Source organism: Silvimonas iriomotensis (genome assembly GCF_014645535.1).
GTDB lineage: Bacteria > Pseudomonadota > Gammaproteobacteria > Burkholderiales > Chitinibacteraceae > Silvimonas > Silvimonas iriomotensis.
Map to the genome: position 1 here is coordinate 910,675 of NZ_BMLX01000002.1, position 20,526 is coordinate 931,200.

General features: G+C 60.3%; 20 protein-coding genes and 1 tRNA gene. 11 read left to right on the forward strand and 10 right to left on the reverse strand.

What is annotated here, in order from left to right; translation table 11 throughout:
* Positions 1 to 396: 396 nt before the first annotated feature.
* The 4 genes from IEX57_RS10690 to IEX57_RS10705 all read left to right on the forward strand — a co-directional run bounded on the left by IEX57_RS10690 (position 397) and on the right by IEX57_RS10705 (position 2,573).
* Complete coding sequence (locus IEX57_RS10690; protein ID WP_188704307.1) at positions 397 to 741, forward strand: ArsR/SmtB family transcription factor; 345 nt, start codon at positions 397 to 399, stop codon at positions 739 to 741.
* Positions 731 to 1,231 (forward strand): SRPBCC family protein, encoded by a 501-nt coding sequence (locus tag IEX57_RS10695; RefSeq protein WP_188704308.1) that lies wholly within the window; start codon positions 731 to 733, stop codon positions 1,229 to 1,231. Before IEX57_RS10690 ends, IEX57_RS10695 begins: the two co-directional genes overlap by 11 nt.
* 19 nt (positions 1,232 to 1,250) lie before the next feature.
* Positions 1,251 to 1,868 carry a DUF1801 domain-containing protein gene (locus IEX57_RS10700; RefSeq protein ID WP_188704309.1) on the forward strand — a complete coding sequence of 206 codons (618 nt, stop codon included), beginning with the start codon at positions 1,251 to 1,253 and terminating at the stop codon, positions 1,866 to 1,868.
* Between the two features lie 426 nt (positions 1,869 to 2,294).
* Positions 2,295 to 2,573, forward strand: a complete 279-nt coding sequence (locus IEX57_RS10705) for a hypothetical protein (protein ID WP_188704310.1) — start codon at positions 2,295 to 2,297, stop codon at positions 2,571 to 2,573.
* A gap of 346 nt (positions 2,574 to 2,919) precedes the next feature.
* Here IEX57_RS10705 and IEX57_RS10710 read toward each other — a convergent pair whose 3' ends face one another.
* Both IEX57_RS10710 and IEX57_RS10715 read right to left on the reverse strand, forming a co-directional pair.
* Positions 2,920 to 4,623 carry an amidase gene (locus IEX57_RS10710; protein ID WP_188704311.1) on the reverse strand — a complete coding sequence of 568 codons (1,704 nt, stop codon included), beginning with the start codon at positions 4,621 to 4,623 and terminating at the stop codon, positions 2,920 to 2,922.
* A 404-nt stretch (positions 4,624 to 5,027) separates the two neighbouring features.
* The gene (locus IEX57_RS10715; RefSeq protein ID WP_188704312.1) at positions 5,028 to 5,975 is read right to left on the reverse strand and encodes a GlxA family transcriptional regulator; all 948 of its coding nucleotides are present in this window, start codon (positions 5,973 to 5,975) and stop codon (positions 5,028 to 5,030) included.
* Between the two features lie 282 nt (positions 5,976 to 6,257).
* On the opposite strand from IEX57_RS10715, the gene IEX57_RS10720 reads away from it, so the two are divergent.
* Positions 6,258 to 7,073: an SDR family NAD(P)-dependent oxidoreductase gene (locus IEX57_RS10720; RefSeq protein WP_188704313.1), complete on the forward strand. Its 816-nt coding sequence runs from the start codon at positions 6,258 to 6,260 to the stop codon at positions 7,071 to 7,073.
* Between the two features lie 166 nt (positions 7,074 to 7,239).
* Here IEX57_RS10720 and IEX57_RS10725 read toward each other — a convergent pair whose 3' ends face one another.
* The 5 genes from IEX57_RS10725 to rsmI all read right to left on the reverse strand — a co-directional run bounded on the left by IEX57_RS10725 (position 7,240) and on the right by rsmI (position 10,916).
* A complete protein-coding gene (locus IEX57_RS10725) occupies positions 7,240 to 7,746 on the reverse strand; it encodes a hypothetical protein (RefSeq protein ID WP_188704314.1) in 507 nt (168 codons plus the stop codon).
* Positions 7,747 to 7,856: 110 nt separating this feature from the next.
* Positions 7,857 to 9,101 carry a TAXI family TRAP transporter solute-binding subunit gene (locus IEX57_RS10730; RefSeq protein WP_229708964.1) on the reverse strand — a complete coding sequence of 415 codons (1,245 nt, stop codon included), beginning with the start codon at positions 9,099 to 9,101 and terminating at the stop codon, positions 7,857 to 7,859.
* Between the two features lie 406 nt (positions 9,102 to 9,507).
* Positions 9,508 to 9,753 carry an integrase arm-type DNA-binding domain-containing protein gene (locus IEX57_RS21425; RefSeq protein WP_188704316.1) on the reverse strand — a complete coding sequence of 82 codons (246 nt, stop codon included), beginning with the start codon at positions 9,751 to 9,753 and terminating at the stop codon, positions 9,508 to 9,510.
* A 161-nt stretch (positions 9,754 to 9,914) separates the two neighbouring features.
* Positions 9,915 to 9,999, reverse strand: a tRNA-Leu gene (locus IEX57_RS10740).
* A 47-nt stretch (positions 10,000 to 10,046) separates the two neighbouring features.
* Complete coding sequence (gene rsmI / locus IEX57_RS10745; protein WP_308433866.1) at positions 10,047 to 10,916, reverse strand: 16S rRNA (cytidine(1402)-2'-O)-methyltransferase; 870 nt, start codon at positions 10,914 to 10,916, stop codon at positions 10,047 to 10,049.
* A 57-nt stretch (positions 10,917 to 10,973) separates the two neighbouring features.
* Between rsmI and IEX57_RS10750 the strand changes: the two genes are divergently transcribed.
* Genes IEX57_RS10750 through IEX57_RS10765 form a run of 4 tightly spaced genes read left to right on the forward strand, consistent with a single transcriptional unit; the run spans position 10,974 to position 13,697 of the window.
* Positions 10,974 to 12,143 (forward strand): penicillin-binding protein activator, encoded by a 1,170-nt coding sequence (locus IEX57_RS10750; RefSeq protein ID WP_188704318.1) that lies wholly within the window; start codon positions 10,974 to 10,976, stop codon positions 12,141 to 12,143.
* A complete protein-coding gene (locus IEX57_RS10755; RefSeq protein WP_188704319.1) occupies positions 12,140 to 12,487 on the forward strand; it encodes a YraN family protein in 348 nt (115 codons plus the stop codon). Before IEX57_RS10750 ends, IEX57_RS10755 begins: the two co-directional genes overlap by 4 nt.
* A gap of 4 nt (positions 12,488 to 12,491) precedes the next feature.
* A complete protein-coding gene (locus IEX57_RS10760; protein ID WP_188694470.1) occupies positions 12,492 to 13,082 on the forward strand; it encodes a phosphoheptose isomerase in 591 nt (196 codons plus the stop codon).
* A 9-nt stretch (positions 13,083 to 13,091) separates the two neighbouring features.
* Positions 13,092 to 13,697 (forward strand): BON domain-containing protein, encoded by a 606-nt coding sequence (locus IEX57_RS10765; protein ID WP_188704320.1) that lies wholly within the window; start codon positions 13,092 to 13,094, stop codon positions 13,695 to 13,697.
* 70 nt (positions 13,698 to 13,767) lie between these two features.
* Here the strand turns inward: IEX57_RS10765 and IEX57_RS10770 are convergent, their stop codons facing one another.
* On the reverse strand, positions 13,768 to 14,382 hold the full coding sequence (locus tag IEX57_RS10770) for an arylesterase (protein ID WP_229708965.1): 615 nt from the start codon (positions 14,380 to 14,382) through the stop codon (positions 13,768 to 13,770).
* On the opposite strand from IEX57_RS10770, the gene IEX57_RS10775 reads away from it, so the two are divergent.
* Both IEX57_RS10775 and IEX57_RS10780 read left to right on the forward strand, forming a co-directional pair.
* Complete coding sequence (locus IEX57_RS10775; RefSeq protein ID WP_444544640.1) at positions 14,366 to 15,082, forward strand: ABC transporter ATP-binding protein; 717 nt, start codon at positions 14,366 to 14,368, stop codon at positions 15,080 to 15,082. The two genes, IEX57_RS10770 and IEX57_RS10775, sit on opposite strands and share 17 nt — an antisense overlap.
* Positions 15,079 to 17,544: an ABC transporter permease gene (locus IEX57_RS10780; protein WP_188704322.1), complete on the forward strand. Its 2,466-nt coding sequence runs from the start codon at positions 15,079 to 15,081 to the stop codon at positions 17,542 to 17,544. Before IEX57_RS10775 ends, IEX57_RS10780 begins: the two co-directional genes overlap by 4 nt.
* A gap of 33 nt (positions 17,545 to 17,577) precedes the next feature.
* Here the strand turns inward: IEX57_RS10780 and recQ are convergent, their stop codons facing one another.
* Positions 17,578 to 19,374 carry a DNA helicase RecQ gene (recQ, locus tag IEX57_RS10785; protein ID WP_188704323.1) on the reverse strand — a complete coding sequence of 599 codons (1,797 nt, stop codon included), beginning with the start codon at positions 19,372 to 19,374 and terminating at the stop codon, positions 17,578 to 17,580.
* 74 nt (positions 19,375 to 19,448) lie between these two features.
* A complete protein-coding gene (locus IEX57_RS10790) occupies positions 19,449 to 20,525 on the reverse strand; it encodes a hypothetical protein (RefSeq protein WP_188704324.1) in 1,077 nt (358 codons plus the stop codon).
* Between the last annotated feature and the right edge of the window lies 1 nt (position 20,526).

Consider the following 20,526-nt stretch of genomic DNA (forward strand, 5'->3'; position numbering starts at 1 on the left):
ACTGGGCCCCATACAGAATGGCAAACAGCAGCACCAACAAAAGCCCGCACCTGCGGGCCTTTGCTTTGACCAACACCGTGGCTGGCTTATTACGCAGTGGCGCAGACATCATATGCAGGCTACAGACCCAGTCGTGGCCTGAGTCAGCGAATTGTCTCCGGACTGTCGACGCAAACCACGACTGGATTTGTCAGCCGCCGCCCGTAAAGGTCTCCCTCAAACGCGTCTGAAGCAGACATATTCCTGGCACGGCTTGACCAACGCGTTGCCACACGGCGCAAGCCGATCAGCCCAGGCGCTGACCTCACCTCGCCCCTGAAGCGTGATCACGGGGATTCCGGCATCGTCCATTTAAATAGTTTTCCATGTAGAAAACCATTTGCTATAGTTTTCTACATGGAAAACTATTCAATCGCGCTCAACGGCGTATTTCACGCATTGGCCGACCCCACAAGGCGCTCGGTGATTGCGAGGCTAGGTAGAGGCCCGGCGTCGATCAAGGAGCTTGCAGCGCCTTTCGGGCTTGGGCTGCCGTCGTTTTTGAAGCACATCAAAGTGCTGGAAAACAGCGGCCTGATTGCGTCAGAGAAGGTAGGGCGAGTGCGGACCTGCAAACTCCAACGTGGCAATTTGGCCGCTGCTGAAAAGTGGTTTGATGAGCAACGCGTCGCTTGGGAAAGCCGCTATGAAAATCTGGATCAGTTGTTAACTCACCTGAAAGGCGAACAAGATGAAAGCTGAGCTTCAATTTGATTTCCTCGTTAACAAAGAAAAAAACACCATCACCATCAAAAGAGCGTTTGCGGCCAAACGACAGCTGGTTTGGGACTGCTACACCAAAAGTGAGCTGCTCGACCGCTGGTTTGCACCCAAGCCTTTAATCACGAAAACCAGCTTTATGGATTTTCGTGAAGGCGGACATTGGCTCTATGCCATGGTGGAACCCGGTGGCCAGGAATACTGGGGCCGCATGGACTACCAAACGATTCGGCCCATCGACCACTACACTTCGCTTGATGGTTTTTGCGATAACACCGGCGCGCTCAATCCGGCGCTGCCCAGATCTCAATGGAGCGTCACCTTCTCGGACGCCGAGACGCATACGCTGGTCGAGACGGTCGTTTCCTACGCGTCGGCCGAAGCTCTCCAGCAAGTCATCCAGATGGGGCTGAAAGAAGGTCTGGCCTCGACACTGGAACGTCTGGACGAACTGCTTTTAACCCTCAACTGAACATTGAGAGCATGATCTGATGCCTACGCCAAAACACAATCCCAAGGTAGATGCCTACGCAGAACAGGCCGAAGACTTTGCCAAGCCCATCTTCACCCATCTGCGAAACCTGATTCATACGGTGTGCCCGGAGGTCGTTGAAGAGGTCAAATGGGGAATCCCGCATTTCGACTACAAAGGCGACATGATGTGTATCTTCGCCGCCTACAAGAAGCATTGCTCCTTCACGTTTTACAAAGACGCGCTGATGAGCGACCCACGGCTCAAGGCCAATGATGCCCTCCCCGCTGCCAGGCGTTTCATGGGCAAGCTGACCAGGGTGACCGACCTGCCTCCAGAAGATGAGCTGACCGCCTGGATCAAGGAAGCGATGGGACTCAATGAGCAAGGCCTGAAGCTGCCGGCACGCGAAGCCAAAACGCCCAAAGAAGTTGGCGTGCCAGCGGCATTTGCCGAAAAGCTCCAGGCCAACCCGGAGATCATCAAGATTTTCGAGAGCAAGTCGGCGTCGTTTCAAAAGGAATACAACGTCTGGATTGGCGAAGCAAAAACAGATGCCACGCGTGAAAAGCGCATCGAAGAAGCGCTAGCCTGGATCGCGGAGGGCAAGGGGCGTTTCTGGAAGTACGCCAAATAGCGGCGAACCATTCAAGGCGGCAACAGGTCGCGGCGTCCAGCCTTGGCTATGTCATCACAGGCAGCAAAGTCACTGTGATTGAACGCGAGCAGTTGCGTTTGATTGCGCTTCAAGACTGACTGGATTCAAGCGATTTCACGCGTTCAGATAGCTTATCAAGTTCGCTTTGCAATGCGCACTTCACTCGTCAATTTGTCAGGGAGTGTCCGGCAGCTTTTCGGCCGAAGCAGTCTTACACACGCGCAGCTCTGAGTGTCTGCTCTGAGTTGGGTATCCGACTTTTACATGGGGCCTGGGTGGAGCATTCGTCCCGAGGGCCATGAACAGGCTGCAGCGTGCAGGCGGAAGTTTGCCACTGAACACGGGGCGGTCCAGTTGGGATATCTTTAGTAATCACCTGGGCAAAACAGAGACTGGTCAACTGTCATGCAGCTTGAAGAATTTACCAAGGGTTGGGAGCCGGTTCATGTCGGACTAGAGGGGGCGGCACTCTCCATTGCCGGTATCAATCCATGGTTACACGCACTTACTTGGCATATGGTTCAGGAGCTACACATCGTTGTTCCTCATCCCTCATACCCACAACAGCGTCATAGGGCTTGGGTCTACGAGGTTTCCACGGGTAATAAAACGATCCGCTTTGCCGCCACGGAGCTTTCCAACGGTGTGTGGGGGTTTTATGTTCCGAGCCAAGCCGCTGTATGAATTGATCCTGCTTTTGTAGACGCGCTCAGGCGCCGCTTTGGTACGCAAAGCAGCCAGCGCTACCGTAGGCTCTTAAGGTCCGCTCAGGCCGATAAGCAGCCGTACCGCTGCCAGGCTGGCTGCAAATCGGCAAGCCTGTGTAAAACACAAATACGCAGAGCAGCGAACCACTGCGTGTCTTTATCTGGCCTGATACCCAGGCCGTCCCGCTGCTTGAGGGCGGTGTGGTCCGCCTTCCAGTTGATAGTTTTATAGCGGGCGGGGGCAGGTTTGCTTATGGCTGCCCTGTGCCACGCTGGCGGCTACGCGTCAGGGTCGCCTGGTTTATACAGCAACGCCGCGCGTATCAACCCAGCGGCGGCGTTCGTGGCGGGACCAGACGTTTGCTGCCGGTTGCCTCGTAGGCAGCGGCGAAGCGCAGCAGGTTGTTGTCGTCATAGGCACGACCGGCAAAGGTCAGGCCCACCGGCATGCCAATGTCAGCCATCACCCCCATCGGCACGGTCACCGTAGGCACGCCCAGGTGGCGGATGGCCAGGTTGCCGTTGGCGACCCAGACGCCGTTGCTCCAGGCGATGTCGGCCGAGGCCGGGTTGACGTCTGCGTCTGCCGGGCCGACGTCGGCCACGGTGGGGAACAGCACGGCGTCGAGTTTGAGCTCGTCCATCCAGTCTTCCAGATCCAGCTTGCGGGTCTTCTCCAGGCCGCGCAGCCCGTCCTGCAGGCTCCCAATCTGGTCCCAGCTCTTCAGGCCGCGCCTGGCCATGTTGACGTACTCGTGCATGCCGGCGGCCAGGTCGTCCTCGCGGTTCGGCAGCGTGCCCGGGTCGTGCGGGAAGATCAGCGGTCCGTTGACGTCGGCAAGTTTGTTCAGTTTCGGGTCGCCGTTGGCGCGCAGGAAGTCGTCGAAGGCCCAGCCGGACAACGCCCACAACTCATCTTTGAGGAATTCCGGCGAGACGATGCCGCGGTTGAACAAGGTCGGCGCGCCAGGGCGGTCACCTTCACAGTTGGAGACCAGCGGAAAATCCACTTCCAGCACTTTTGCGCCGGCCGCTTCCAGTGCGCGACGTGCGGCTTCCCAAAGGTCGATCACCGAAGCGCGGGTGTTGATGCGCTGGCCAGTCGGGCCGCCAATGCCAGGCTTTTCGCTGGTGCCGGCCAGTTCATCCTTGTTGATGTACATGCGTGGCACCCCGAGGCGCTTACCCTTGAGTGTGTCGGCTTGGGCCGCGAGGTCACGGTAAGAGGCCGGGCGTACCGCCGAGGCCTTGGGAATGTCCACCCATGGCTGCAGGCGCCACAGGTCGCCGCGGTTGTCCGGGTCGTCTGCGACCACGACTTCAAGCACTTCGAACAGATCGGCCATGGTACGGGCGTACGGCACCACGACGTCCATGGTGGGCGTCAATGGCCAGTTGCCGCGCACCGAAATCACGCCGCGCGAAGGGGTGTAGGCGCACAGGCCGTTGTTCGACGCCGGGCCCCGGCCACTGGACCACGTCTCTTCAGCCAGGCCGAAGGCGCAGAAGCTGGCGGCTGTGGCCGTGCCAGCCCCGTTGGAGGAGCCGGAGGCGAACGGCGTGGTAAGGTATCTGGCACTGTATGGGCTTTCGGCGCGACCGTAGACACCGCGCTGCATGCCGCCATTGGCCATCGGCGGCATGTTGGTCTTGCCCATGCAGATGGCACCGGCGGCGCGCAGGCGCTCGATGGTGAACGCATCGCGCCAGGCGACCAGATCCTTGAAGGCCGGGCTGCCGGATGCGGCGGTAAGACCCTTCACCAGGTAGCTGTCTTTGGCGGTATAGGGAATGCCGTCCAGCGGGCTGAGTATCTCGCCACGGGCACGGCGGGCGTCGGAAGCCTCGGCTTCCTTGAGCGCGTCGGGGTTGGGCACCACCACCGCATTCAGTCGGGTCTCCGTCTCGGGACCGTCGTAGGCATCGATCCGTGCGAAATAGGCTTTGACCAGTTCGACCGACGTCGCCCGGCCGGATTCGAGTGCTTCTCGCAGCTCGGCAATGGAAACCTCGGTAACCTCGATCATCTTGTTATCTCCTGCAGGCAGGTGAAGGTTTTATTAGCCTGCAAACCCTGGCGGCGAACGAATCGTGTGGCGGTGCGATGTTGCATCAATCAGCCGGCATCCGGCGTAACGCCATGCCTCGCACCGGATTATGCAACACGCATCGTCAGCGGGGTATCCAGCACCGTGAACCGGTTCAGCATTGCTGAGCACACCTGCAGTCAGGCCCGCTGACGTTCAAAATCCCGTGTACTCCACCGGTCTTCCAGCAATTTGAAGCAATGACGTATTGGCGCCATTCCACAGGGATTCCACCCATTTTTCATCGGGACGGGATTTCTGGGGAGGATCACGCCAGGCCATGTTTACGCGACTGGCGAAATGACGGACAACTTTAAACGCCCCCCCCTGCAAGAGAACCTTGCTCACAGCGAGATCGAAGCGCCTCCAGACGCCCGTTGTATCGACTGCGGCGGCTGCCCAAAGGCGCGCAGGAATGACTGTCGCATTCGCTCGCGATCGCCAAAGCCGGTCTCGCGGGCAATCACCTCGATAGGATGTCGGGTCGTTTCCATCATCAGCCGGGCAGCCTCTACCCGGAGGCGCTCGACCGCTTTGGCGGGAGACTGGCCGGTTTCTTCCCGGAATACCCGGCTGAACTGGCGTGGGCTGAGCCGTGCAATGTCAGCCAGCGTCTCCACGGACAGGTCGCCGCCAAGGTTCTCTTTTGCATAAGCCAGAGCCATCTGGACCCGGTCAGACTTTGCATCCAGCTCCAGCAATGCCGAAAACTGGGACTGCCCGCCACCACGGCGCTGGTACACCACCAGCTTGCGCGCGATCATGCGCGCCATCTCCAGCCCGAAGTCGTTTTCCACAATGGCGAGCGCAAGATCGACCCCGGCGGTCATGCCGGCGGAAGTCCAGAACTGTCCGTCATTCACAAAGATGCGGTCTTCATCGAGCAACACGGCGGGATACTGCTTTTTGAAGTTCTGCGCGTGAAACCAGTGGGTAGTCGCACGCTTGCCATCCAGCAAGCCCGCAGCGGCCAGCACAAACGCCCCGGTACAAATGGCCGCAACGCGCCGGCTCTGGTTGGGTGCATTGCGGACGTAGTCCAGCAAGCTATCTGGGGGAAGATCGCAGTTGTTGTCGCCCGCCACGATCAGCGTGTCGTAGTTAGCGTCCCGCAGCCGGTCCGTATTGATGGAAAAGCTCTGGGAGGTCATGACAGGCCCGCCTGCTTCAGACACCACGCGGAACTGATAAACCCGCTCCCCGCGCGACAGATTGGCGTACTCGAAGACGCTCGCGACGGCCAGTGCAAGTGACTGAAAGCCTGGGTAAACCACAAGTCCGACGGAGTGCATGGTTGTGCCGCCACATATGTCTCGATTCATTGAATATATCATCATGAAGACAAACCTGCCGGCGCTTTTGTCTCCTTGCTGCTACTCCATAATTTGATAGGATTTCCAGTATTCACAACGATTTAATCTGGATCACGAGGCCCCTATCAGACCCAAAAGACAAGAACCGCCAATGTCCTTAAACATTGCATATACGTCATTGAAGATATCCCATGACGTTGCCAGAATTGCCCTCAGTTCCTGACATCCCGTCGGGTAAACATCACAAGAGGGAAACCCGTCATGACCAACCCAACGACATCTACCAAAGGCACCGCGCTCATCACTGGCGCATCCACCGGCATCGGCGCCGTGTATGCAGATCGCCTGAGCAAACAGGGCTATGACCTCATCCTGGTCGCCCGCAATGCAGCGCGCCTGAATGCGCTGGCATCACGCCTGGCCGCCGAAACGGGGCGCTCAATCCGGACCATGGCTGCCGATCTCAACGACAAAGCCGCGCTGGCGCAGGTTGAGAGCGTGCTGCGTGAGGACCAAAGCATCACCATGCTGGTCAACAACGCAGGTGTCGGCTCGGTGGCCTCGGTCCTCAACGGCAACGTCGACGAGATGGAGTCGATGATCCATCTGAACATTACGGCGCTGACGCGCCTGGCCTACGCGGTCGCGCCGGCGTTTGCCGCCCGGGGCGCCGGCACCATCATCAACATCAGCTCTGTGGTCGGGATCGCGGTTGAACTCCTGAACGGGGTGTACAGCGCCTCTAAATCTTATGTATTGAGCTTTGGTCATGCGCTGCAGCGTGATCTTGCGGATAAAGGTGTGCGCATCCAGACCGTGCTGCCGGCGGCGACCGCCACTAAATTCTGGGATGTGGCGGGCTACGCCAAACAAAAAGAAGCCGCCAGTACCATGACCGCCGAAGACCTGGTGGACGCTGCCTTGGCTGGCCTTGATCAGGGCGAACTGGTGACGATCCCGACACTGCACGACGGTGACGACTGGGCACGCTGGGAAGCGGATCGCCGCACTCTGGCGCCAAAATTCGCCAACGCCATACCCGCTCCGCGCTATGGCATTGCAAGCAGCAAAGCCTGAGCCTGCTGCAATTCACGCAGGCCCGCAGCATAGAAAAAGCCCTCATTCGAGGGCTTTTTCATTTCATCGCCCTCCGCCAACTACTCCGGGCATCTACTACAGCAAGCGTACAAGCCGAATCCCAAGCCCTTGCCGCGAAACCAGCGCTCAAGTGATGCCCAACGATTCAGCAAAACACGACTGCGCCATTGGCCGCCCCATATTCAAAGGCTTTTTTCCACTCCAGGTAGAGTGCATACCAGTCATCGGTTGGACACCAGTATCTGGCTTTGTGTTCAAAGGCCGCAAAGTCTGCTGCCAGTTTTCTGGAGATCGCAGTACCAATCACGCCTTCGGCATCACTGAAATGAATCAACTCCCAGAAAGGTCCGCTGGTCGCATTCCAGGCCCCCTGGGCATGGCTCGGCGCCTGACTCTGCCCTCCCGGCGCGGCTACTGCCGGGTAACCGGCAATCCTGGCCAATTGCTCTCGCCACCAGTTGTACCAGCTATAACTTCCCGCCCGGAACTCAACACTATCCTGCGCTTCGTAAAGTGAACTCTCGTCAATATCATCCGCCCGCCCGGCAAAATCCGGGTTTTTATAGAAGGCGATCAGCTCATCACCGTCATCATCATCGCTCCGCTTCTTGACCGCGTGCAGCGCTTTGTAAGCAAAAATATCCAGGCCCATCGTGCCTTCCCTGGTGTGTAGATTAAGTACATCAACGCGGTTACTGCGCGGTCTCGACTTTAGTCTGGAGGTACTAGACCAGCGTTTGTTCGGCGGACCAGAGTATGCGCTCAGAAGTGCTGCGAATGTTCGCCAGTCAGACGTGCCCGGACAAAACCAACATGTTCACGCAACACGTAAAAGCCATCGGCATACGCCAGCGGCATTTTGATACGGTTGATATTCTCTTCAATATGGTCCAGTTCCTTGATCAGTTCTTCGCGTTTTTCTGGCGCGACTGACCCCAGCGCTTCTCGCTCGATGGCAATCAGCAAGCCATACCAGCGGTATATTCGCGAGCGTACCCGCCAGCGGTAAATCGCAGGCAACAGCCGCAGCGTCGGAAAAACCAGCACCGCCAACGGGATGAGCAGCACTAGCGTGCGGTCAAGCAAGCTGGCGGCCCAGAATGGCAAATTCCGGTACAACAGGTTTTTGCCCGAATGGTAATAACGCGCCGCGTCTTCGCTGATGCGGTATTCATGTTCGATCGGGCTGGGGAATTCACCACTGTGTTGCAGCAAGCTGCCAGGGCCATGTACTTCTTGCGCGGCCTCGATCAACAAGTCTGAAATGGCCGGATGCAGATTGGGCCGTGCGACCAACTCGACCATGGGGCTGATCAAATGTACGGTAGCGGGCGGCTGATTGCGGCCCAGATCAAGCACACCGGGTGGCAGATCAATCTGGTTCAAATACGGAAACAAGCGCGTATAGGCCGCTGCTTGCTCAAAACTCATGGCCTTCACCCCCGGAATTTGCAGTAGCCGCAGCATGAGCCCGCGTGTAGCAGAGTCACCATTGAAAAACGCGGCGTCGAGCTTGCCAATGGCGACCTGCCGCGCCGCCTCTTGACCGTCGAAAGGCAGCAGCGTGGTACCGTCGCCGGGTTCTATGCCATTCGCCTTCAGCAAATTCAGCGCGATAACCCGGGTGCCGCCACCTTCACGGCCGATGGCAATGCGCTTGTCTCGCAACTGCGCCAGCCGGGTGACTTCCGGGCCACGATACAGCACCACAATCGGCGCATAAAACACGCTACCCAATGACATCAACGATGAAGTATCCAGCCCTTGCGCAACGCCGCCCTGGACCAGCGCCAGATCCACGTGTTGGTGCGGGTCAAGCAGCCGGTGCAGGTTTTGCAGGGAGCCATCTGAGGGCAGTACTTTAAGGGTGATGCCATTGCGCGCCAGAATCTTTTTATATTCTTCGGCAGCGGGTAAAAACGAGCCGTCAGGCGGGCCAGCGCTGATAACAATGGTTTTGGGAGGTGCGGGTTCAAACAGCCACACCACCAGTACGATGGTCAGCATGCCCAAAAAAACGATCGCGCCCCAAAACCAGGCATGATCCCGCCAGACCGAGTAGGCGTGCGTTATATGCAAATCACGCGGTGAGTGGCGGCGAATCATCCGTGGAAATTCCAGGGGGCGACTCTGCAATTCTAGACTGGCCACCAGGAATAAGAGCACTGTTGAACGCGCATGCGAGGTTAAGGACGAGCCTCAGCGTGTTGCAGTGCCACCACCGGGAAACTAATACGGCGCTCTCGACTGGCCACGAAATGAAATGCGGACTCAGTCGAGGAAAGGATGCCGAGTTGTAAGTTGTCCAGCTGCCCTGTCGCAACGGTGTCAAACAACAGAGCAAAACTATGGCTGCGCTTTAAAAAGGAAGCCGTATCCCCCGGATGTGTTTTTAGCAATGTGTCGGCCAGATTCAGGAAATGGCGTGCCGAAGCAGCTCCTCGGCTGAAGCCGATGACAAAGTCAGCGTGGGATAGTCACCAAATGCGGTCAATCCAGGCTTTCCGCTGGGTTTGGTGTACTTGAAACGCCAAGAACGGGTGCCGTTTTTCTTGACCAGAAGGTGCAAACCACCCCCGTCAAACAGAGAAAAATCCTTGTCTCGCGGGCGGGCGTTACGGCAGTCGGCGTCAGTCAGGGGCTTGGTTATACGCGGCATAGGTATACGATTCTTTATCGAACCGAAGATATACCTAAGCGTATACCAATGAGTGTTGGATTTCCATGGTCGCTGTTGGACAGCGCTGGAAACAAAAAACCCCAAAAGCGTTGATTCTTCTGGGGTTTTGAGCCTTCCTTGGACTTCCTTGGAAGGGAATCTGGTGCCCGAGGTCGGAATCGAACCGACACTCCTTTCGGAACCGGATTTTGAGTCCGGCGCGTCTACCAGTTCCACCACTCGGGCAGGAGGCGGGATTATCAACCAGATGGTGTCCGGCTGGCAAGTGCTTGTTACGTTTGCATGTCTTTCTTGAGTTCCAGCGCGCGTTCGTACAGGGCGTTGCGGGGGGCGCCGGTGATGTTCTGGGCCAGGGCAACCGCTTGTTTTAGCGGCAGTTCTGCCAGCAGGGGTTGCAATACGTGGTCGTGGGCATTGGTTTCGTCTGGCGCGGCGGGTGGGGCGGCGTCGATGACGATGACGAATTCGCCGCGTTGCTGGTTGCTGTCGGCCTCGGCCCAGGGCAACAGTTCGCCCAGCGGGGCGCGGCGCAGGGTTTCGAAGGTTTTGGTCAGTTCGCGGGCGATAAGGGCGATGCGGTCGTGGCCAAAGCCGTCAGCCAGGTCTTTGAGGGTGTCGAGGATGCGGTGTGGTGCTTCGTAAAAGACCGTGGCGTACGGCAAGCCGGTGAGCGGGGCGATGGCGTCCTGGCGCTGGCGTGATTTAGGCGGTAAAAAACCATAAAACAGGGTGTGCGGGCAGGTAAAGCCGGCACCAGACAGTGCGGTGGTCAGGGCCGAGGCCCCGGGCACGGGCACGACGCGCAGGCCCGCTGCATGCACCGCGGCAACGAGTTGTGCACCGGGGTCAGAGATCGCGGGGGTGCCGGCGTCTGAAACCTGGGCGATGGCTTCGCCCGCGTGCAGGCGCTGCACCAGTTTTTCTGCCATTGCGCGCTCGTTGTGTTCACGCAAGCTGATCATGGGCGTGGTGATGCCAAAATACTTGAGTAGCTGGCCGGTAACGCGGGTATCTTCTGCCGCAATGACATCTACGCCACGCAGAATGTCGATGGCCCTGGGGGTCATGTCCTGCAGGTTTCCGATGGGCGTGGCCACCACATATAATGAAGACTTACTGACAAATAAAGGCTCTGTATGCACGCTCGGGTTCTCCCTGCGGTAATGCGCGGTGTCGCGGCCGTACTATACGGCTTGACCATGCTGGCGGCCAGTCCGCTGCATGCGGAGCCCGTGGTGCAGTTCCGGATCGCTTCTGCCCCCGCACAGTCCCCAAATGCCAGCCAGGTTGCTAGTGCGCCGGTGTCTGCACCGGCCAGCGCCAGCGCCTCCAGCCCGCAAGCCGCCCCCGCAAAGGGCGGCAATTTTATTGCCGTGCTGCTGCCGGCCAAAGCCAAGGCCTGGCGCCCGGCGGTAGAGGCGATCAAGGCCGGGCTGTTTGCCGCAGAGTCTGCGTTATCCGATGGCAATCAGCCGCCCTTGCGCATTTTTGATACGACCGATGCCGATGAAGACATCCTGGCGCAGTTTGAACGGACCAGCCAGATGGGTGCGGCGGCGGTGATCGGGCCGTTGACCAAAAGCGCGGTCAACAAACTGGCTGATAGCGGCGAGTTCTCGTTTCCCGTGCTGGCCCTGAACAGCTTTGATAGCGAGACTCCGCGCCAGCTGCATCTGTATAGCTTCAGCTTGTCGGTCGAGGCCGAGGCGGCGCAGGTGGCGCAGCAGATCCGGGCAGATGGCTATGCGCACCCGATGGTGGTGTCGGTAGACGGCGCCCTGCCCTTGCGCATGACGCAGGGTTTTACCGATGGCTGGCGGCAACAGGGGGTTGAGGGCGCGTCGGTGATCAAGCTGGGCACCAAAGATATGCCACAACTGAAGGCGCAGCTGGATCTGGCCGATATCGATGCGGTGTTTCTGGCGATGGATGAGCGCATGGCGCGGCGGGTGCGGCCGTTTATTGGTACCGGGCGGCCTATTTACGCCACCAGCCAGATCAACACCGGCAAGCAGGCCACCACGGCGCTGCTGGATCTGGCGGGCATTCATTATCTGGACATGCCCTGGCTGATCAACCCGGATAATCCGGAATACAAGATTTATGAACATGCGCGTTCGCCGTCCAACGGTCTGGAGCGCCTGTTTGCCATGGGCGTGGATGCCTGGAAGATCGCCGCTGCGCTGCTGGTCACACCGCCGGGGCAGATTGCCATTCCCGATGGCTTGAGCGGGCGCTTGCGCATGGACACTCACAATGTCATCCAGCGCGAACTGATCCCCGGCACCTTGTCGGTCAGCATTCCCAATGCTGAAGCACCGGGTTATTCCGAAACGCCCTCTGCCTCTGCCCCCGCCTCTGCGCCATGAGGCAGCAAGGGGATATCGCCGAGGCGCGCGCGGCGGATTTCCTCACTGCGCGCGGGCTTGTCATCCTGGCGCGCAACTGGCATTGCCGCTTTGGTGAGATCGACTTGATTGCGCAAGATGGCGAAACGCTGGTATTTGTTGAAGTACGCCAGCGCCGCAACACGCGCTTTGGCGGGGCGGCTTTCAGCATCACCCCGGCCAAACAAGCCAGACTGCTTGCCACCTCTGCCCTTTATCTGGCCCAATTGCAGCCCCAGCCGCCCTGCCGCTTTGATGCACTGCTCATTGAAGGCAGCCGGTTTGAATGGTTGAAAAACTGTATCGACGCTTCTGACGGATATTGACTGAATGGATTTGATGCAACGCGTGCGCCAGCACTTTGACGACGGGATCAGCGCCGCTGAACTCACGCGCGAGATTCTGGCGCCGCAAATTGCCCAGGCGGCTGAGCGCCTGATGCAGACTCTGATTGCCGACGGCAAGATTCTGACCTGCGGCAACGGCGGTTCTGCCGCAGACGCCCAGTACTTTGCCACCGAAATGGTCGGCCGCTTTGAACGCGAGCGCCCGGGCCTGTCGGCCATTGCACTGTCGACGGACACCTCGGCCATGACGGCCATTGCCAACGATTACGACTTCGACATGGTGTTCTCGCGCCAGGTCCACGCCATTGGCCGGGCTGGCGATGTGCTGCTGGCAATCTCGACCTCCGGGAACTCTGCCAACGTGATCTCTGCCATACACGCGGCCCATGATCGGCAGATGAGCGTAATTGCGCTGACCGGACGTGATGGCGGCCAGGTGGCCGACATTCTCTCCAACGAAGACACATTGCTGTGCGTACCTGTGGAACGCAGTGCGCGTATCAAGGAAATGCATGTCACCATCATTCATGCGATGTGTGACGCTATCGACTATTTGCTGCTAGGGGGCGAATAAGGAATGACCGTGTTGATCAATAAAAAACTGCTGGCCGCGGCCGGTGCCGCTGTCCTGATTGGCCTGCAAGGGTGTGTGCCGCTGGTGTTTGCCGGTGGTGCTGCGCTGGGTGTGCTGATTGGTACTGATCCGCGCCCGAGCGAAACCATCAAGACCGACGTCGATCTGGGCAACCGCATCGGCGCCAATATCAACGACACCTGGAAAGACCAGGCGCACGTAAACGTAAACATCTTCAACGGTGTGGTGTTGCTGACGGGTGAAGTGCCCAATGCCGATGCTCACAACCGCGTGCAGCAGATTGCGCAAAGCCAGCCTGGCGTGCGCCGTGTGGTCAACGCAACCGTGGTCGGGCCGGTCTCTTCGACCACCGACCGCCTGAACGATACGCAACTGACCACGCGCGTGAAAACATCCATTGTCAGCCAGAGCGGCATGGATTCCAGCGGCTTGCACCTGGTGGTCATCACCGAGCGCAAGGTGGTGTACCTGATGGGCATTGCCAAACCGGATGTCGCAGACCGTGCAGCACAGGCTGCCAGCGTGGTCTCCGGCGTGGAACAGGTGGTCAAGGTTGTGGAAACCCAACCGGCGGGCCCGGCGGATCGCAACTGAATGTGATCCTGATAAAAAAAGGTGCGAATCTTCGCACCTTTTTTGTTGTCTTACGCCAGCAAAGCCTGTGTCATAGCAAGGGCGCCAGATCCTTGCGGATTTGCGTTGCCAGCAACGGCTGGCCCGCAGCCGTGGGGTGAAGCTGGTCGGCCTGGAACAGATCCGGATGCGTGATGACCGGCGCCAGCAAGAACGGCGTCAAACCGGTGCGATACTGCCTGGCCAGCGCCGGGTACATATTGGCAAAGTTGCGGGTGTAATCCGGGCCCATATTGGGCGGCATCTGCATGCCGATGAGGTGGACTTTGGCGCCAGCGGCTTGTGCCAGTTCGATCATCCGGGCAAGGTTGCGTTGCGCAGCATCAACCGGCAGGCCGCGCAAGCCATCGTTGGCGCCCAGCTCCAGCACCACCAGCCGGGGATGATGTTCTTTGAGCGCGGCAGGCAGCCGGGTCAGCCCGCCCGCAGTGGTTTCACCAGACACACTGGCATTGACGACGCGATACGGCGTTTTCGTGCCGGCAAGATCACGTTGCAACAAGCTCGGCCAGGCCTGATCGGCCGCCAGCCCGTAACCTGCAGACAGGCTATCGCCAAACACCAGCATGACCGGCGCGGCAGCCGCTGCGAACGCCACTTTGCTGATCAACAGGATCAAAGCAGCCACAATGAACGATCTACGCAATTCTGTTTCTCCTGACATGCTGGCGGCCGATGCGCTGGGCAAGCGCGTCATGGCCGGCGATGAAACCATCGACATTCTGCACGATATCTCGTTCACACTCACACGTGGGCAGAGCCTGGCCATTGTGGGGGCCTCGGGCTCGGGCAAATCCACCCTGCTCTCTTTGCTGGCGGGCCTGGATACCCCCAGCCATGGCGAAGTACGGCTGGCCGGCCAGGCGTTGTCGACGCTGGACGAAGACGGCCGCGCGCGGCTGCGCGGCGCGCATGCGGGGTTTGTTTTTCAGTCGTTCCAGTTGTTACCGGAACTGTCGGCGCTGGAAAACGTGATGCTGCCGCTGGAACTGCTGGGCAACAAAGCCCCGGCGTCATCACTGCGTGAAACCGCCCGCCACTGGCTGGACCGCGTAGGCCTTGCCAGGCGGCTGGATCACACGCCGCGCACGCTCTCTGGCGGCGAACAACAACGGGTGGCGCTGGCACGCGCCTTTGCCACACAGCCAGACATCCTGTTCGCCGACGAACCCACGGGCAGCCTGGATAGCCACACTGGCGAGCACGTGGCCAATCTGCTGTTTGAACTGAACCGCGAAACCGGCGCCACGCTGGTGCTGGTCACGCACGATGAAACGCTGGCTGCCCGCTGCGGCGCGCGGTTACGTCTGGACGCCGGCCGCATGCTTGAATGGGTTGCAGCATGATCTGGCGGCTGACCTGGCGCCGTTTCTGGCGAGGCCTGCTGGCCGGCGACTACCGTACGCTGCTGGCTGCGCTGATCGTGACCGTCGCGGCGCTCACCGCCGTCGGCATTCTGACCGGACGCATGGGCAGCCTGTTGAACGCCCAGGCCAATACCTTGCTAGCAGCCGATGCCGTACTGTCTGCCGATCACCCGGTGCCTGCGCATTACCAGCAAAGTGCGGTGACGGCGCAGCTGCTCACCACGCAGACTGCCGGCTTCCCCAGCATGGTCAGCGGCAATGGCAAAACCCGGCTGGCGGCGATCAAGGCGGTGAATGCCGGTTACCCGCTGCGCGGCACGGTTACGCTGCAAGCGGACACGGGCGTGCGTCAGGCCAATGGCATCCCGGCACCGGGCGAAGTCTGGATTGATCCGCGGCTTGCCGTGCTGCTGGGCCTCAAGGTGGGTTCCACGCTTGATCTGGGTCTGAGCCACTTCAAGGTCGCAGCCCTGCTGGATAAAGAACCCGACGCCGCGCTGGATTTCTCCAGCACCCAGCCGCGTTTGACCATGAATGCGGCCGATCTGCCGGCAACCGGCTTGCTCGGCTTTGGCAGCCGGGTGCGCTATCGCCTGCTGGTGGCTGGCACGCCGCAAGCAATCACGCAATGGAAGCAGGCCACCCACGCCCAGCTGCAACGCGGTGAACGGCTGGAAGACGTCCGCAGCGCGCGGCCTGAGGTCAAGGTCACGCTGGAGCGGGCGGAGGATTTTCTGCGCCTGGTCACCCTGCTGGCTGCGGCATTGGCGTCTGCCGCCGTTTTGCTGGCCGCGCGCCGCCATGCACTGCGCCAGACCGATGCGGTTGCGCTGTTTGTCGCCATTGGCGCCTCGCGCCGGCGTATCGCCAGCATGCTGTGGGCCGAATTGTTGATCCTGTGGCTGCTGGCCGCCCTGGTCGGTGGCGCGCTGGGCTGGGCGGCCCAGGCAACCCTGGCCTGGCTGGTGCGCAACAGCCTGCCGGCGCCCTTGCCGCCGGGTGATGCATGGCACTGGCTGGTTGCCGCCGGGCTGGGTGGCATCTTGCTGCTGGGCACGGCCGGGCCGGCCTTGCTGCAACTGGCCCGCACGCCCCCCATACGCGTACTGCGGCACGATAGCAGTGCCCCGGCCTCGGTCTGGGCCACCTGGTTGCTGGCCGGCCTGTGCGCCATTGCGCTGATGTTCTGGCTGGGCGGCCGGCTTAAACTCACGCTGATTGTGCTTGGGGCCATGGGCGGGGCGCTGGTTGTTTCTGCTTTGCTGGGCTGGGCGTGCCTTGCCTTGCTGGGGCGGTTCAGCCGCGGTTTTGCGGCGCGCATTGCCTTGCGTCAGTTGATCCGGCGGCGCTGGTTATCCATGGCACAAATGGCGGCATTGGCAATGGGCCTGCTAGGCGTGTGGCTGCTGACGGTGGTGGAACACGATCTGCTCGCCAGCTGGCAAAGCAAGATTCCGGAGCGTGCACCCAACCAGTTTGCGATCAATATCCAGCCAGCCCAGGCCATTGCTTTTGGCCACACGCTACAAGCCGGCGGTGTAACCGATGCGCCGCTGCAACCCATGATTCGTGGCCGCTGGACGCAACGCAACGGCCAGCCGGTGAAGCTGGATGGCTACAAGGAAGATCGGGCCCGCCAACTGGCGGAGCGTGAGTTCAACCTGTCCTGGGGCGACACCCTGCGCGAGGACAACCGGCTGGTCGCCGGCGTGCCGCTGCGCGAATCCGAGCCCGGGTTCTCGGTCGAAAGCGGCATTGCCGAGACCTTGCATATCAAGGTGGGTGACGAGCTGACCTTTGATGTTGCCGGCACGCCGGTCACCGCCCGGGTGATCAATCTGCGCAAGGTTGATTGGGATTCATTCAGGGTCAATTTCTTCGTGACCGGTACGCGCGCGCTGTTCCGCAATCTGCCCACCAGCCTGATCACCAGCTTTTATTTGCCGCCGGACAAGACCGCGCTGATCCCGCAGATTGTCACCGCCTACCCCAACGTCACCGTCATTGATGTGGGCGAAGTGCTGGCCGAGGTACGCCGCGTGTTGGGTCTGGCCACCAGCGCACTCAGTCTGGTGTTTGTGTTCTGCCTCGTCGCCGCCCTGGTGGTACTGGTGGCCGCGCTGGAAACCACGGCGCCGGAGCGGCAGCGTGAAGTTGCCATTCTGCGGGCGCTGGGCGCGCAGCGGCACCACATTGCGGCGATTCAGCGCTGGGAAGGTCTGGCCATTGGTGCCGTCGCCGGCCTGGTCGCGGGGCTGGGCGCCAGCGTTGCCGGTTGGGCGCTGGGCAAAGAGGTGCTGGATTTGCCGGTGCAATTCAATGGCTGGTTGCCGCTGATCAGCGTGGTTAGCGGCGTGGTGCTGGCGGGTGCGGTCACCGCATGGGAGCGGCGCCGTCTAAGCCGCGTGACGGCATTGGCCTTGCTGCGTGATCCGGCCTGATCAGCCGGGCTGGATCAATCACACCGGGCGGGCTTAGCCCCGCTCGGCAATCACCGCCAGGAAATCATCGGCGTATTTTTCCAGCTTGCGATCACCCACGCCGGAAATGCGCGCCATTTCGTAGCGGTCTGCTGGGCGCAGGCGGACCATTTCCTTGAGTGTGGCGTCGGCAAAGATCACGTAGGCCGGTACGTTTTGCGTATCAGCCAGTTCCTTGCGTTTGCGGCGCAAGGCGGCCCAGAGTTGCTTGTCTTCCGGCTCCAGGAACTCGCTGCTATCGCGCTCACGCACCTTGAATTTCTCGGTACGGGCACGCAGGTACAGCGGTGCTTCGCCCCGCAAAATAGGCCGGGCAGCATCGCCCAGGGCCAGGCCACCATGGCCATCACCACTGACTTGCAGTGCGCCTTTGGCCAGCAATTGGCGGTAGATGGCCCGCCAGGTGGGTTCATCGATATCCTGGCCAATACCAAAAGTGCTGGTTTTGTCGTGCTGCCAGCTTTTGACCTTGTCATTGAGCTTGCCGCGCAAGACATCCACCAGATGCCCGACGCCAAAACGGTTGCCGGTGCGGAACACGCACGACAGCGCCTTGCGCGCTGACTCGCTCACATCGGTCAGTTGGGGTGGGTTCAGGCAGTTATCACAGTTGCCACACGGCGCGATGTGCTCGCCAAAGTAACCCAGCAGCGCCTGACGGCGGCAATCCGTGGCCTCGCACAGCCCCAGCATGGCATCCAGTTTGCGGCGCTCGACCTGTTTCTGGATGTCGCCGCTGTTGCCTTGCTCGATCATTTCGGCCAGCAGTACGACATCATTCAGACCGTAGGCCATCCAGGCCGTGGCAGGCTGGCCATCGCGCCCGGCGCGGCCGGTTTCCTGGTAGTAGTTCTCGATGCTCTTGGGCAGATCCAGGTGCGCCACAAAACGTACATCGGGTTTGTCGATGCCCATGCCAAACGCAATGGTCGCCACCATCACTACGCCTTCTTCGCGCAGGAACAATTGCTGGTGCCTGGCGCGCGTGCTGGCATCCAGCCCGGCGTGGTACGGCAGCGCCTTGATCTCGCGCTCACGCAGCCAGGCGGCGGTTTCCTCCACCTTCTTGCGTGACAGGCAGTACACAATACCGGCATCGCCTTCATGCTCGCGCCGCAACAGCGTCAGCAACTGATCACGCGCGTTCTTTTTCTCGACAATGGTGTAGGTGATGTTGGGGCGGTCAAAACTGGTGATGAACTGGCGGGCGTTCTGCAAGGCCAGCCGCGTGACGATTTCTTCACGCGTAGCGTGGTCCGCCGTCGCGGTCAGCGCAATGCGCGGCACGCCCGGAAATTGCTCGGCCAGCACGGACAAACCCAGGTATTCCGGGCGGAAATCATGGCCCCATTGCGAAACGCAGTGCGCCTCATCAATGGCAAACAGCGCAATCTGCGCTTGTTGCAACAGCGACATGAACGAGGGCGTCACCAGACGCTCTGGTGCCGCATACAAAAGCTGGAGATCGCCGTTGACGAAGGCCTGGGCAACTTCGCGGGATTCTTCCTGGCTCAGGGTGGAATTCAGGAACGCGGCAGAGACGCCCAGTTGCCGCAAGGCATCCACCTGGTCTTGCATCAGCGCAATCAGCGGCGACACCACCACGGCGCAGCCGGGCCGGGCCAGCGCCGGAATCTGGTAACACAATGATTTGCCGCCGCCAGTGGGCATGAGCACCAGCGCATCGCCACCCTCTGTCACATGCTGGACGATATCAGTCTGCATACCGCGAAAATCGCGGTAACCAAACACGTGCTGAAGGATTTCCAGTGGGGCGGGACGGGCGGACATGGCTGCGGCTTGCAAGAAAGGCGTGATTTTACCGCAGCCGCGCCAGCCTTACCCCGCTTTTGCGCAGAACCCGGTCAGGCGGTGTGCTGATGCAGATGCAAAAGCTGCAGCATGCGCTCGTTGAGCAGGTCGCCCTCATCAAGCTGATGCAACTGGGTTTCCAGCCGTTCCAGTGGCGTGTGGCCGTTGGCAAAGCGGTCGCGCACTTTCTTGAGCAAATGCAGCCGGGCCACCACATGGGCACGCCGGCGTTCAATTTCTTTTTGCTCGCGCCGGAATGCCGCCAGCGACAGGTTCATCCACACAATGATGGCAAACGCCAGCAGCCACCACTCCATGAACAGCGCCGCAATGGCGATGATGACCAGCACCAGGTACCACATCTGGTCAGCCTGGTCGAAATCCTTGAGCCAGACCGACGGGGCCGGCCAGCGCCAGCCCAGGCCTTCACGCAGGCGCTCATCGTTCACCGCATCACGCTTGCGCTTTGCCATGGCCATTTCAACGGCCACCGTGGCATACCACTGCGTGATCAGGCGCGAGTGCAGCCAGGGCGTTTCCAGATACGCTTGCAGATGCTGGTTGTAGTCAGCCTCAAACGATTCTGACGCCATGGGCGGCAGCAGATCATTGAACTGGTGCGATTGCGAGTGCTGCACCAGCAAGGGGTAGCCTGCAATTTCGGTCAGCGTTTGCTTGCGCGCCGCCAGCATTTGCGGGTTGATCGGCAGCGCCGGGTCATCAAGCTTGAGGTAATGCCCCAGCGCGGTTTCAAGGCGGCTGAAATCAGGCGGCTTGCCCGGGTTGGCTTCCATGGCCTGGCGCATGCGCGTGACTTCGTTACGCACATTGCGCGCCAGGGGTTCGGCTTCGGGCACCCAGGGGTGGCGCAGCAAAGACTCGGCCTTGAACAGGCTGTCGTCGTAATGCCGGTAAAAGGCCTCGGTGTAACGGCGATATTCGTCGTCATCCTGCGGCTTGTTGCCGCTGGCCAGCGGCGCGGTAGGCGGAGCGCGGCGAATGTCCACCAGCACGCGCGACACCATGGATTCCAGCTCCGGCGCAACGCCGGCAGCGGCAAACATCGGGTCGAGTTCGTGCTTGCGGTTGCGCCAGTCTTCCAGCGCTTTCCAGACGCTCCAGTCACTCATC